This is a genomic window from Paractinoplanes polyasparticus (genome assembly GCF_019710575.1).
In the GTDB taxonomy this organism is placed as follows: domain Bacteria; phylum Actinomycetota; class Actinomycetes; order Mycobacteriales; family Micromonosporaceae; genus Actinoplanes; species Actinoplanes polyasparticus.
Genome location: NZ_JAHWFK010000004.1, coordinates 41,444 through 53,109, shown reverse-complemented (window position 1 = coordinate 53,109; position 11,666 = coordinate 41,444). Strand labels below are relative to the sequence as shown.

Here is an 11,666-nt window from a genome sequence, read left to right as displayed (position 1 = left end):
GACAACGGGTCCTGCGAAACTTAGCGTTCGCATATGCTGGACGCGTTGCGCACCTACACGTTGCTCGAGTCGCCGACCGGGGAGGCTCGGGCGCTGGCCGCGCTGGCCGAGGTGCTGGAGGCGGACGCGGCGCGGGCCGGCTTCGCCACCGCCCGCGAGGGCGACCACCTGATGTGGACCCTGCCCGCCCGCGACACCAAGGGCGGCGAGGTGCTGCTGCTCAGCCACTACGACACGGTGTGGCCGGTGGGCACGCTGGCCGAGATGCCGTGGTCGGTCGACGACGACACCGTCCGCGGCCCCGGCGTCTACGACACGAAGGCGGGCCTGGTCGCGCTCCTGGCCGCGGTCGAGCGGGTGGTGGCGTCCGGAAAGCCGCATCCCGAGGTGCGGGTCATCGTCGTGGCCGACGAGGAGGTCGGCTCGCCCACGGCCGGTGACCTGGTGCGGGCCGAGGCGACGCGAGCGACCGCCGTACTCGGCCTGGAACCACCCCACCCGGGCGGCGACCTGAAGACGGGCCGCCGGGGCAGCACCCGGGCCCGCATCGAGGTGACCGGCATCGAGTCGCACGCCGCGCTCGACCCCGAGGCGGGCGTCAACGCGATCGACGAGCTGATCGACCACCTGGTCGCCTTCCGCGCCGTCGTGGCCGGCCGGCCGGTTCTGCTCAACACCGGCACGATCACCGGGGGCGGCCGCACCAACGTCGTGGCCGGGCACGCCCACGCCGACCTGGGGCTGCGCTTCCTGAACCCCGACGACGAGCAGGCCGTGCTGGGCGCCCTGGCCACCCTGACGCCCCTCCGTGACCGGGCCGAGGTGAGCACCCGCCTGCTTGCTCACCGCCCCACCTGGCGCCCGGCCGAAGCCACCGATGCCCTGCTGAATCGCATAGCGCAGGTGGCCGCCGGGCTGGGCCAGACGCTCTCCGGCCGTCCCGCCGACGGGGCCGCGGACACCAACACCACCGGCGCCCTGGGCGTCCCGACCGTGGACGGCCTGGCCCCACCCGGCGGCGGCGCCCACGCCCGGCACGAGTGGGTCTCGCACAGAGGCATCCTCTCCCGGACTGACCTGCTGGAAGCCCTATTGCATCAAACCAGTTTGATGTAATCTGCGGGCGTGACGACAGGCCCACCCGCGTTCGTGACCGCCGCCGGCCACCCGCTGCGCTGGCATCTGCTCAGCGAGCTGGCCCAGAGCGACCTGGCCGTCCGCGAGCTGGTCGCACTGCTCGGCCAGCCGCAGAACCTGGTCTCGTACCACCTGGGCAAGTTGCGGAAGGCCGAGTTGGTGAGTGCCCGGCGCAGCAGTGCCGACGGCCGCGACACCTACTACACGCTCGACCTGGCCCGGTGCGGCAGCCTGCTCGCCGGCGCCGGTGCGGCTCTGCACCCCGGGCTGCGACTGCAGTCGCCCGCAGCGATGACAGTGACCGGGCGGGTGCTGTTCCTGTGCACCGGCAACAGCGCGCGCTCGCAGATGGCCGAGGCGTTGCTGCGACATCGCACCGCGGGTTCCGTGCAGGCGTTCAGCGCCGGCAGTCGTCCCAAGCCGATCCATCCGTACGCCGTGAGCGTCCTGGCCGCGCGCGGCCTCGACCTGTCCGGGGCCCGGCCCAAGCACCTCGACGAGTTCACCGGCCGGCCGTTCGACCGGGTGATCACGCTGTGCGACAAGGTCAAGGAGGTCTGCCCCGACTTCCCGGGCGATGCCGTACGGGCCCACTGGAGCATCGCCGAGCCGGCCGACCAGCCGGCGTTCGAGCAGGTCGCGGACGAACTGTCCCGGCGGATCGGCTTCCTGCTGCACACCCTGGCCGTCCCATCGGAGGAGGCGTCATGACCGACCCAGCCGAAGACACCGTCAACGTGCGTTACCTCGTCGACGATGTCGCCGCCGCGATCGACTTCTACACGAGCCGTCTCGGCTTCACCTCGATCACTACCTTCCTGCCCGCCTTCGCCGATGTCCGGCGTGGCCGTCTGCGTCTGCTGTTGTCCGGCCCGGCCAGTTCGGCCGGCCGCGCCCTGCCCGACGGGCGCCGCCCGAGCCCCGGTGGCTGGAACCGCATCCACCTGATCGTCACCGACCTCGACGCCGAGGTGGCCCGCCTGCGCGCGACCGGCGTCGAGTTCCGCAGCGACATCGTCACCGGCCCCGGTGGCCGCCAGATCGTCGTGGACGACCCGGCCGGCAATCCGGTCGAGCTGTTCGAACCCGCGAATGCCTGATCAGCACCGCGCCGGCCTTGCGACCGTCCTCAGGGAGTGGGGCCGCATCGGGTGCGTCGGCTTCGGCGGGCCGCCGTCGCACATCGCCCTGTTCCGCAAGCTCTGCGTGGACGACCGTGGATGGCTCGACGACCAGGAGTTCGAGGACGCCATCGCCGCCTGCAACCTGTTGCCCGGCCCGGCCTCGACCCAGTTGGCGATCTTCTGCGCCTGGCGTGTCCGCGGCCGCGCCGGCGCCCTGGTCGGCGGCGCGGCCTTCATCCTGCCCGGCCTGATCGCGATCCTCGTCCTCGCCGCCCTGTTCCTCGGTGACCCGCCCACCTGGGTCAAGGCCGCGGGTGCGGGGGCCGGCGCTGCCGTGGCCGCGATCGCCCTGCAGGCCGGGGCGGCGCTGATCCCCGCCGGTTGGAAGCGCGCGCCGCACCGTCGCCGCTGGATCGCGTATCTGGTGCTGGGCGCGGTGGCCGCGGCGACCGTCGGACCGTGGTTGGTGCTGCTGCTGGTCGCCTGCGGCGTCGCCGAGGTCCTGGCCCAGCGACTGCCCGCCCCGACCCGACGGCCGTCCGCCGCGCTGCCCCTGCTGGTGGCGGCCGGGCCGCTGCTTCCGCTGGCCTGGACGGCCCTGAAGGTGGGCGCGCTCTCGTACGGCGGCGGTTTCGTGATCATCCCGCTCATGCAGGCCGACGCCGTCGACCAGCACCACTGGATGACCGCCGCCGAGTTCCTCAACGCCGTCGCGCTCGGCCAGATCACCCCCGGCCCGGTCGTGCACACCGTCGCCGTGGTCGGCTACGCCGCGGCGGGCCTCGCCGGCGGCCTGCTCGCCGCCGTCGTCGCGTTCAGCCCCTCGTTCGCGTTCGTCCTGCTCGGCGCCGACCGTTTCGACCGCCTGCGGGCCAACCGCCGGGTACGCGCCTTCCTGGACGGCGCCGGCCCGGCCGCGATCGGCGCGATCCTGGGATCCGCCGTCCCGCTGATCCGCGCCCTGACCGAACCCTGGCAGTACGCCGTCCTGGCCGGCACCGTCATCCTGACTCTGGCCGTGCGGCGCGGCCCCGTCCTGACCCTGCTGACCGCGGCCGCGGCCGGAGTCATCGTCGTCCTGGCGGGCGGCCCCCTCCCGAGCTGAGCAGCCGGAACATCGTGATCCACTGCTCGGGCCAGACCTCGCCGACCGGTACGTCCGGAGTCAGTCGCACGGCCCGGCACGCGGCCGCCGCCTGACGTTGTCCGTAGCGCCGCCCGAGCGACGCCTGCACCGACCCGCCCATCCCGGTGAAACCGCACTCGACCAGCGCCCGGTAGCGCGGCAGCAGATCGGCTCGCACCAACGGCACCGGGCGACGCCGCAGACACAGGATGCCGCCGTCCACCCGTGGCACCGGCCGGAACGCCGTCCTGGGCACGTGCCCCGCCAACTCCCAGACAACCTCGGGCCAGGTCAGGACGGTCAGCCGCGACCAGCGTCCGTAGTCGCCGGTCCGTTTGCGCGCATACTCCCATTGCGTGAGCAACGTGGCCTGCCGCATCGTGCGCGCGCCCAGACACCAGTCGACAACGGCTGACGTGAGCGCATACGGGATGTTGCCCACCACCGAGAACGGCTCCCGAGGCGGCACCACAGTCAGAAAATCCTCGGTGCGCACGCTCAGCCCCTCAGCGACAGGCAGCGCCGCAGCCAGCCCCGCGTCGATTTCGTACGCGATGACCCGCGCCCGCCGCCGCAGCAACTCACCGGTGAGGCGTCCCCGCCCCGCCCCCACTTCGAGAATCAACTCGCCTTCCGCGGGCGCAGCCACGTCCGCGAGTTCACGCACCGCCGCGTGATCGGCGAGCAGGTTCTGACCAAGAATCCGCCGGACGCGGGCATGCTCGCGCCGACGGGAGAAAGATGACGCCACAACCGGGTTCCCGTCTGCCACCCACATCAGGGGCGGCGAAACGCGGACAGCCTCGATCGTCCGGGCCGTCCGCTGGAGACAGAGGACTCAGCGGGCCCCGGCGGCGAACCGCAGGTGACTCAGGCGGCGCTGCGCGGGACCGGACGCCCGGCGCGCTGACGGATCGCGTACTGCTGCGACCCTCGCGCGGGCATCCAAGCCCCGGCGAGGAGAGCGTGCGTCGTAGGCATCCGGCGACAATAGCCACCAGCCAACCCACCCGCACCCGATTTACGATCCACGGACTCGCGGCGATCACCACGCCGCCAGGTCTTGTGGAAACGGCAATGTCGAACCACCATTGCACGACCCGCTGAAGCGCCGTCTGGTTTCGCAGGGCATGCCCAACTTCCTGCCCCCGCCCGCCGCGACCGCCGCCTGGACCCTCGAGATGCGATGGGAAGTACATGACGCCGCACGAGATCCAGCCGGGTCCGGTCACAGCGGCGGGCGCCACGGTGCTGCGCCACCTCGGCTCCGACACCATGGCGAACCCCGTTGCGCTGCTGCTGCGGCAGAGGGCTGCCCCGGCCGAGCTCGCCCACCAGGCGTTCATCGTCCTGGCGCGGCGTAAGTTCGCCCGCCGGGACGGTGCCGGCGCCCGAGACTACGTGGAGCGTGCCCTTGCTGCGCACGAGTCCGCGACAGTCCGGCGCGCCGACGCGGCCGAGAGGATCCTCCTCGGCAAGCTCGTGGGTCGGCGGGCGAAGATGCCGCTGCGTGACCAGGATCTGGTGCTGGTGCTGGCCGTCGACCTCGCCCGCGAGCTCGTCCCGGAGCGGCTGCCGGAGCTGGTTCGCGTGGCGGAGCAAAGACTGTGGTCGCTGCTGGCCCGTCCGGACTCTCAGGGTCTGATGCGGCGCCTCCGGTTCCGGCGGGTGAGTCGCGAGCTGGCGGTGGCACCGGAGAACACCGGGCCGCCGCTGCGGACGACGACCGGTGAGCTTCTGGCCGCACTCGTCCGGAACGACCGGAACCGGCGCGATCGTTTGGCGGACGAGGTGGATTACGCGATGGCCGAGCCGGTCGTGCACGCCGCCTTCGCCGCGGCCGCCCGGTCCTGCCTCGTCTCGGCCGACAACGCGGCCGTGATCCGGAAGATGGCAGTGCAGGTCGCGAGTCAAAGCCCGTCGATCCTGATCAGCGCCGACGTGATCGAGCAGATGCTCCGGAGCGAGCTGGACCCGCTCGCCCCGCCGCCCGACCTCGGCCGTGACCTACGGGTAGAAGCTGAAATGTTCACGACGGTGTTGCTGGCCGAATGGTTCGGCCTGCTGCCGTCGGAGGTGCACGACCTGATCGCGGCAGCCGAACAACAAGTCCAGTAGCCCTCAGACGACGATGCGTTGCTGCACCGCGTCGATCCGCTCGTCGGCTCGTTGCCGGCGGCCTTGGGGGTCCACACAACGCTGAGTAGAGGAGCATGATCCGAGGCATGGGCAAGACTGTGTCGGTCGGTTTCGGGGTTCAGTTCTTCTGGGCCTATGACGTCAGCTTCGGCATCCTGATCCTGGAAGCGATAGACGTGGCCGCCGGGATGTCGCAGCCCGACGGCGCCGGCGAGGTGCTCGACGGTTTACGCGCCCACGCTCAGGTCGGCGCATCGTGGGCCCTGGCCCTCGATGACGACCGGTGGTCGCCGCCCCAGCGGGAGTTCGTTCATCGGATCATTGCCGAGGCCGGCCGCCGCCTGCGCGAGCGCGGCATCATGCCTCGAATCGAAGCCGAGACCAGGTATGTGGCCGGCAACGAGCCGTTCGCTCTGCGCTTTGAAGAGCACGTCGACGGCGCAGTGGTCGCCGATCTGGCCGAGGCGATGAACCACCTGATCCACGACGAACTGCCTCCTGTGCCAGATGTTGGACACCACTGGTTCTACGGCGTCGAGGGTGGCCCCCTGACGATCTAGAACGCCAACTGCGGCCGCCGAGCGGCGGCAGGCCGGGCTCGGCGACACCAGCTGATCGCGCCGCCGGCCGGCTATCGGGCCAGCCAGCCTCCGTCGACCGCGAGCACGTGGCCGTTGACGTAGTCGGCCGCGGGGGAGGCGAGGAAGACCACCGCACCGGCGATGTCGTCGGGGCGGCCCCAGCGGCCGGCCGGGATGCGCGACCTGATCTCGGCCTCGCGGGCCGGATCGGCGCGCAGGGCCGCCGTGTTGCTGGTCGCGACGTAGCCCGGGGCGACCGCGTTGACCTGCACGCCCTCGGCGGCCCACTCACAGGCCAGCGCCTTGGTCAGCCCGGCCAGACCGTGCTTGGCCGCGGTGTATCCGGGAACCCGCACCCCGCCCTGGAAGGACAGCATCGAGGCGACCGAGATGATCTTCCCGTGGTGCCGGGCCAGCATGCCGGCGCCGATGGTGCGGCTCAGCTGGAACACCGCGTCCAGGTTGACGTCGAGCACGGAGCGCCAGTCGTCGAGGGAGTGCTCGGCGGCCGGCGCCCGGCGGATGACGCCGGCGTTGTTGACCAGAATGTCGACCTCGGGCAGCGCGGCCACGGCATCGGGGATGGCCGCGGTGTCGGCGAGGTCGAGGATCCACCGGGTGGACCGCCGGCCGGTCCGGCGGACGTCGTGTTCCACCTCGTCGAGGTCGTTGCTGTGTCCGTGCAGCACCAGGTCGGCGCCGGCGTGGGCCAGGGCGACCGCGATCGCGCGGCCTATCCCGCTGCGCGAACCGGTGACCAGCGCGGTCCGCCCGTGCAGGGAGAACGGGGACCCGGCGGGCGCGGTCATCGCAGCTCCCCGATCGGCACCGGCTCCACATCCTCGTACGCCTGGTTCTCGCCGCCCATGGCCCATACGAACGCGTAACTGCGCGTGCCGAAGCCGCAGTGCACCGACCACCGGGGCGAGATCACCGCCTGACCGGGGGCCACGATGAGGTTGCGGGTCTGGTCGGGCCGTCCCATCAGATGTACGACCCGGTCGGACTCGGGCAGGTCGAAGTAGAAGTAGACCTCGGTGCGCCGTTCGTGGGTGTGGCAGGGCATGGTGTTCCACATGCTGCCCGGTTCGAGGACGGTGACGCCGAGGACGAGCTGGGCGCTCCGGATGCCCTTGGCGTGGATGTATTTGTAGATCGTGCGCTCGTTGGAGCTGTCCCGCGAGCCCAGCCGCACCGGTTCGGCGTCGTCGAGGGTCGCCTTGACGGTGGGGTAGCTCGCGTGGGCCGGCGTGGAGACCAGATAGAAGCGGCCGTCGAAGGAGACCTGCCGGGCGCCGCGCCCGATGTAGAGGACCTCCTTGGCGGCCAGGTCGTGGCGAACCCCGTCGACGGTCACCGTTCCGGTCTCGCCGACGTTGACGACCCCGAGTTCGCGGCGCTCGAGGAAGTAGTCCGAGCGGAGCTCGTCGGGGCAGGGCAGCTCGGTGACGCCGGTCGAGCCGCCCAGCACCATGCGGTCCTCGTGGGAGTAGGTCAGCCGCACCTCGCCGGGGGCGAACAGGTCCTCCACCAGGAACCGTCGCCGCAGTTGCCCGGTGTCCATGCCGGCCACCTGCTCGGGGGCCGTCGCGTGTCGCGAATCCATGAGCCTTTCCTTCTTGCTTGTTCCGGGTAGGGCGGCGGCGCCCCGGCCGGCGGGGCGCCGCCGGTCGTTCAGACGTTGTCGGATTCGAGGGTTCCGCCGTTGGCGACGTCCGAGCGCTCGATCTCGTCGAAGCGGATGCGCACCGACGGGCGGCGGGCCTTGAGGATGTCGACCGCGGCCGCGGTGACCGCCTCGGCGAACTCGCGCCGCTGGTCGAGGGTGCGGCCGGACAGCAGTTCCACGGTGATGTTGGGCATTGCCACTCCTACTTGTCGGCGCCGGCGACGTAGATGTCGCCATCGGCGATGTCGGCGGGACGAGCGCTGCTGGCCCCGGTGAGAATGAGCCGGGCCGGGTCGCGATAGCCGTCGACGACCTCGATGCGCTGGACGGCGCGGGGCGTCGCGATGGTCGACTCGGAACGCCAGTACGTGCCGGCGAAGAGGGTGAAGGTCGAGACGGCGGTGACGGCGGGGTCGTTGGTGGTGGCATAGACGCGCCAGGTCAGCGCGTCGACCCGTTCCATGTCGCGGACTCGGAGGCCCGCGGCAACCTCGCGGTTGTGCCAGCCCAATGGTGTGTGGACGCCGGCGTGCGTGTGCACCACGCCCTGCTCGTCGAGGCGCATCCAGAGGACGAACGGGGCCAGGGCGGTGGAGCCGACCAGCTGGATGTAGTCGGGCGAGCGCGGATTGACCGTCTGCAGGGGCGTCTCGACGACTTTGAGATGTCTCTCCTGGTCGGCGTCGTCGATCTTGACGCCGAGGTCGGCGCCGCTCGCGGACCGGAACTTCAGGTCCCGGGGGCTGAAGTACGTGTAGTAGATGTTCTTGTGGTAGCGGTCGTGCAGGTGACCCTCGGGGCCGCCGCCGGCCAGCGTGTAGACGATGGCGACCCGCTCGGGACGGCCCAGGGTGGCCGGCTCGTGCCGCAGTTGCCCGATGTAGACCTCGTTCATGTTGTCCGCGCGGGTCTGCGGGGCGATGTTCCACCGCTCGCCGGTCAGCGTTTCCGAGCTCTGCCAGGTGCGCCCGTTGTCGGTCGACCGGACGTACTTCATCGGGCGGAAGTCGGTCGGGTACTGCTTGTCGAGGTCACCGGCGGTCTCCCGGACGAAGACGAAGATGTGCCCGGCCGACGACTTGAACACCATCGGATAGGTGGCGCCGAGGCCTTCGGGGATCTGGGTGTCGGTCCAGGCGCCCTCGATCGAATGCGGCTGCGGCGACCGCGCGTACCAGAGCTCGCGGTTGTGCATGCCGCGGAACACGAGCAGGTGGCCGTCGTCGGCCTGGATCAGGGTCGGGTAGTTGTGGGTGTCGTTGCCGCCGTCGGCGACCTTGACGGGCGCGGACCAGGTCTTGCTGCGGTGGTCGTACGCCTGGACGTAGTTGTCCTCGAACCGGCCCGCCCAGGAGATGAAGGTCTTGCCCGCCTTGCGGTCGTAGACGCCGCCGTTGGTGGGGCGGCGGTCGCTGCGGGCGGCCACGCCGGTGGCGACGGTGGTGAACGAGGTGGGCGCGGCCGACGGGCCGGGCCGGTGCGGCGGTGCGGCCGCCGTGGCCGGCCCCGGCGCCACGGCGATGAGCGCGGCGACGGTGCTGAGAGCGATGAACGGCACGACGCGACGCATCGATCCTCCTTAATGATGAGGATGTGGTCCGTGATTGTGCATGGTTTTCACGTATAAGGAAAGCGTCCACATATATGGACGACATGGATCAGTGGCCGGTGGTCCGGCGGGCCACGGCGGAGCTTGTGCCGTAGGTGAAGGCCCGCACCCGGAACGAGGCCTGCCGCTCGGTGGCCGACGTCATCAGCCCGACCGAGTTCACATCCGGGTCGAGCGTCATGGCCACCGTCCACCCCGGACTCCCGGCGGGCCGCACCTCGATCAGCTGGCCGGCCTCGCCGGCGGCGTTGTCGGCCCAAGTGAACAGCACCGCACTACGGCTCTTGACGGTCGCCGTCAGGCTCGTCGGCGGACCACCGGCCGGGCCGGGCCGGGGACCGGTGACCGTCCGCGGCTCGGCCCAGCTCAGGTCGCTGTCGTCGAGCCGCACGTCGGGCCGTGCGGCGTCGAGATGAACCTGGACCGGGTCGGAGGCCGCACCCACCAGGGGGCGTACCCGGTAATGAAAGGTGGTGTCCGGCATCAGATCCGGGTGCCGATAGGTCTCCCGGTCGGCCGGCAGGAACTCCAGGATCGTCCACGGTCCCTGCGCCTCGGTGGCGAACTCGACGACCTGTCCGCCGTCCACGGCCGCCGGGTCGGCGGTCCAGGTGAGCTCGATGTCCACCGGGGTGACGAGTTCGGCCGACAGCCCGCCGCCCGAGCAGCCCGCCAGCAGCAGCGCCAGGGCGGCGGCGGTCACGGTCGTGCGCATATGCCCTCCGCCGCCACCACGATCACTTGCGCCAGAACTGGACACCGCTCCAGACCACGGTCGCCGGGCCCGCTCCGCTGCTGGTGCGGTAGGCCCCGAACTTGTCGTAGTAGCCGCCCGAGCCGCCGGTCTGTGAATGCTGGTTGGAGCCGTTGATGTAGGTGCGGTGCGCGCCGTTGCCGGTGTTGTGCACCGTGTTGACCCGTACGGTCGTGCCGACCGTCGCCCCGGTGGCCAGCGTGCTGCCGCCGTGCACCGCGTACAGCCGGCCGCCGCGTTCGACCGCGAGCATGAAGAACGGGCCGTCCGGTCCGAACGTCTGCTTCAGGCTGATCCGGGTGCCCGGCATGCTGGTGATGCGGAAGTAACCCTCGAACTGCCGGACCCCGGAGCTGTAGGTGGCGTAGCGGCGTTCGGCCCGTTGGTCACCGCTGGCCGTGGAGCAGGTGAGCCGGAAGGTCAGGCCGTCGACGGTGCCGCAGCCACGCTGCTGCACGTCGAACGACGGTGAGTAGGACGTCCACGGCCCGGTCTCGACCACGGCCCGGGCCGGCCCGGCGGAGGTCAGCACGAGGGCCACGACCAGCGCGGCGACGAGGGGGAGCGATCTTCGCATGGGAACCTCCGAGAGTCTTCGCCGTCCACATATGTAGACAGCTATTAGCGAGGTGTTCCACGTTCATTGATGAGGATGATGCCGCTAGAATGTCGATCGATCAATACCTATGACCGACGGGACGGGCGATGGCGGACGAGCGGATCTTGATCACCGGGTCCTCGGGGCGGGTCGGCACGCTGCTGCGGCCGCTGCTGACCCGGCCCGGGCGGGTGCTGCGGCTCTTCGACCCGCAACCGCCGCGAGCCCTGCCCGGAACCGGCGCCGAGGAGGTCGTCCTGGGATCGGTGGAGGACCTCGACGCGCTCGTCGCGGCGATGCGGGAGGTGCGGGCCGTGCTGCATCTGGGCGGGCAGAGCCACGAGGCGAGCGCCGAGGAGGTGCTGCGGGTCAACGCCTACGGCACGTACTGCCTGCTGGAGGCGGCCCGCCGGACCGGGGTGACGCGGATCCTGCTGGGGTCGTCCAATCACGTGGCCGGTTTTCACAGCCTGAGCGAGCAGCCCGGCGAGGTGCCCGGCGACATCGAAGCCCGTCCGGACACGCTGTACGGCTGGAGCAAGGTCGCGGTCGAGTCGGCCGGGCGCCTGTTCCACGACCGGTTCGGCCTCGATGTGATCTGCCTGCGGATCGGGCAGTGCTTCGCGGCTCCGCGCGGACCCCGGGGCCTGGCCATGTGGTTGTCCCCGGACGACTGCGCGCGGCTGGTGGAGGCGGCGATCAGCGTGCCGGAGCCGGGCTTCCGCCAGGTGTGGGGGATCAGCCGTAACACGCGGCGCTGGCTCTCGCTGGACGAGGGTGAGGCGATCGGCTACTACCCCGAGGACGACGCCGAGGAGTACGCGGAGAAGATCGTCGCCGAGTCCGGCGAGCCCGACATGGTCGCCGACCCGGCGCTCAACCGGATCGGGGGCACCTGGTGCGACCGGCCGCTCGGTGCGGCCGGTTGA

General features: G+C 71.2%; 14 protein-coding genes. 7 read left to right on the top strand and 7 right to left on the bottom strand.

Translation table 11 applies throughout. The features are described from left to right. Positions 1 to 33: 33 nt before the first annotated feature. From KXC43_RS06155 to chrA, 4 genes are read left to right on the top strand one after another with little or no spacing between them, the layout of a single operon-like run. Positions 34 to 1,116 (top strand): M20/M25/M40 family metallo-hydrolase, encoded by a 1,083-nt coding sequence (locus KXC43_RS06155; protein ID WP_221374958.1) that lies wholly within the window; start codon positions 34 to 36, stop codon positions 1,114 to 1,116. A gap of 9 nt (positions 1,117 to 1,125) precedes the next feature. Continuing rightward, the gene (locus tag KXC43_RS06150; protein ID WP_221374957.1) at positions 1,126 to 1,848 is read left to right on the top strand and encodes an arsenate reductase/protein-tyrosine-phosphatase family protein; all 723 of its coding nucleotides are present in this window, start codon (positions 1,126 to 1,128) and stop codon (positions 1,846 to 1,848) included. After that, entirely contained in the window at positions 1,845 to 2,237 is a 393-nt protein-coding gene (locus tag KXC43_RS06145; RefSeq protein WP_221374956.1) for a VOC family protein, read from the top strand. Before KXC43_RS06150 ends, KXC43_RS06145 begins: the two co-directional genes overlap by 4 nt. After that, positions 2,230 to 3,366, top strand: coding sequence for a chromate efflux transporter (chrA, locus tag KXC43_RS06140; RefSeq protein ID WP_221374955.1), 1,137 nt, complete (start codon positions 2,230 to 2,232; stop codon positions 3,364 to 3,366). Before KXC43_RS06145 ends, chrA begins: the two co-directional genes overlap by 8 nt. Here the strand turns inward: chrA and erm are convergent. Next, a complete protein-coding gene (erm, locus tag KXC43_RS06135) occupies positions 3,329 to 4,138 on the bottom strand; it encodes a 23S ribosomal RNA methyltransferase Erm (protein ID WP_438870857.1) in 810 nt (269 codons plus the stop codon). The two genes, chrA and erm, sit on opposite strands and share 38 nt — an antisense overlap. A gap of 446 nt (positions 4,139 to 4,584) precedes the next feature. Here erm and KXC43_RS06130 point away from each other — a divergent pair, with 446 nt between their 5' ends. Both KXC43_RS06130 and KXC43_RS06125 read left to right on the top strand, forming a co-directional pair. Continuing rightward, positions 4,585 to 5,505 (top strand): hypothetical protein, encoded by a 921-nt coding sequence (locus KXC43_RS06130; protein ID WP_221374953.1) that lies wholly within the window; start codon positions 4,585 to 4,587, stop codon positions 5,503 to 5,505. A 107-nt stretch (positions 5,506 to 5,612) separates the two neighbouring features. Continuing rightward, on the top strand, positions 5,613 to 6,086 hold the full coding sequence (locus KXC43_RS06125; RefSeq protein ID WP_255643613.1) for a hypothetical protein: 474 nt from the start codon (positions 5,613 to 5,615) through the stop codon (positions 6,084 to 6,086). A gap of 71 nt (positions 6,087 to 6,157) precedes the next feature. On the opposite strand, the gene KXC43_RS06120 is transcribed toward KXC43_RS06125, so the two are convergent. From KXC43_RS06120 to KXC43_RS06095, 6 genes are all read right to left on the bottom strand, one after another. Continuing rightward, positions 6,158 to 6,916, bottom strand: coding sequence for an SDR family oxidoreductase (locus KXC43_RS06120; RefSeq protein ID WP_221374952.1), 759 nt, complete (start codon positions 6,914 to 6,916; stop codon positions 6,158 to 6,160). Beyond that, positions 6,913 to 7,713 carry a 5-dehydro-4-deoxy-D-glucuronate isomerase gene (kduI, locus tag KXC43_RS06115; RefSeq protein WP_221374951.1) on the bottom strand — a complete coding sequence of 267 codons (801 nt, stop codon included), beginning with the start codon at positions 7,711 to 7,713 and terminating at the stop codon, positions 6,913 to 6,915. Before kduI ends, KXC43_RS06120 begins: the two co-directional genes overlap by 4 nt. A 68-nt stretch (positions 7,714 to 7,781) precedes the next feature. Beyond that, positions 7,782 to 7,970, bottom strand: coding sequence for a tautomerase family protein (locus KXC43_RS06110; RefSeq protein WP_221374950.1), 189 nt, complete (start codon positions 7,968 to 7,970; stop codon positions 7,782 to 7,784). 8 nt (positions 7,971 to 7,978) lie between these two features. Beyond that, entirely contained in the window at positions 7,979 to 9,346 is a 1,368-nt protein-coding gene (locus tag KXC43_RS06105) for a BNR-4 repeat-containing protein (protein WP_221374949.1), read from the bottom strand. Between the two features lie 88 nt (positions 9,347 to 9,434). Next, positions 9,435 to 10,100 (bottom strand): fibronectin type III domain-containing protein, encoded by a 666-nt coding sequence (locus KXC43_RS06100; RefSeq protein ID WP_221374948.1) that lies wholly within the window; start codon positions 10,098 to 10,100, stop codon positions 9,435 to 9,437. A 22-nt stretch (positions 10,101 to 10,122) separates the two neighbouring features. Then, positions 10,123 to 10,716, bottom strand: coding sequence for a hypothetical protein (locus tag KXC43_RS06095; RefSeq protein ID WP_221374947.1), 594 nt, complete (start codon positions 10,714 to 10,716; stop codon positions 10,123 to 10,125). 128 nt (positions 10,717 to 10,844) lie between these two features. Between KXC43_RS06095 and KXC43_RS06090 the strand changes: the two genes are divergently transcribed. Then, complete coding sequence (locus KXC43_RS06090; RefSeq protein ID WP_221374946.1) at positions 10,845 to 11,666, top strand: NAD-dependent epimerase/dehydratase family protein; 822 nt, start codon at positions 10,845 to 10,847, stop codon at positions 11,664 to 11,666.

What these genes read in the sequence shown, in the direction of transcription:
- KXC43_RS06155 (WP_221374958.1), top strand. Translation starts at nt 34, where the DNA reads ATGCTGGACGCGTTGCGCACCTACACGTTGCTCGAGTCGCCGACCGGG.
- KXC43_RS06145 (WP_221374956.1), top strand. Translation starts at nt 1,845, where the DNA reads ATGACCGACCCAGCCGAAGACACCGTCAACGTGCGTTACCTCGTCGAC.
- chrA (WP_221374955.1), top strand. Translation starts at nt 2,230, where the DNA reads ATGCCTGATCAGCACCGCGCCGGCCTTGCGACCGTCCTCAGGGAGTGG.
- KXC43_RS06130 (WP_221374953.1), top strand. Translation starts at nt 4,585, where the DNA reads ATGACGCCGCACGAGATCCAGCCGGGTCCGGTCACAGCGGCGGGCGCC.
- KXC43_RS06125 (WP_255643613.1), top strand. Translation starts at nt 5,613, where the DNA reads ATGGGCAAGACTGTGTCGGTCGGTTTCGGGGTTCAGTTCTTCTGGGCC.
- KXC43_RS06120 (WP_221374952.1), bottom strand. Translation starts at nt 6,916, where the DNA reads ATGACCGCGCCCGCCGGGTCCCCGTTCTCCCTGCACGGGCGGACCGCG.
- kduI (WP_221374951.1), bottom strand. Translation starts at nt 7,713, where the DNA reads ATGGATTCGCGACACGCGACGGCCCCCGAGCAGGTGGCCGGCATGGAC.
- KXC43_RS06110 (WP_221374950.1), bottom strand. Translation starts at nt 7,970, where the DNA reads ATGCCCAACATCACCGTGGAACTGCTGTCCGGCCGCACCCTCGACCAG.
- KXC43_RS06105 (WP_221374949.1), bottom strand. Translation starts at nt 9,346, where the DNA reads ATGCGTCGCGTCGTGCCGTTCATCGCTCTCAGCACCGTCGCCGCGCTC.
- KXC43_RS06100 (WP_221374948.1), bottom strand. Translation starts at nt 10,100, where the DNA reads ATGCGCACGACCGTGACCGCCGCCGCCCTGGCGCTGCTGCTGGCGGGC.
- KXC43_RS06095 (WP_221374947.1), bottom strand. Translation starts at nt 10,716, where the DNA reads ATGCGAAGATCGCTCCCCCTCGTCGCCGCGCTGGTCGTGGCCCTCGTG.
- KXC43_RS06090 (WP_221374946.1), top strand. Translation starts at nt 10,845, where the DNA reads ATGGCGGACGAGCGGATCTTGATCACCGGGTCCTCGGGGCGGGTCGGC.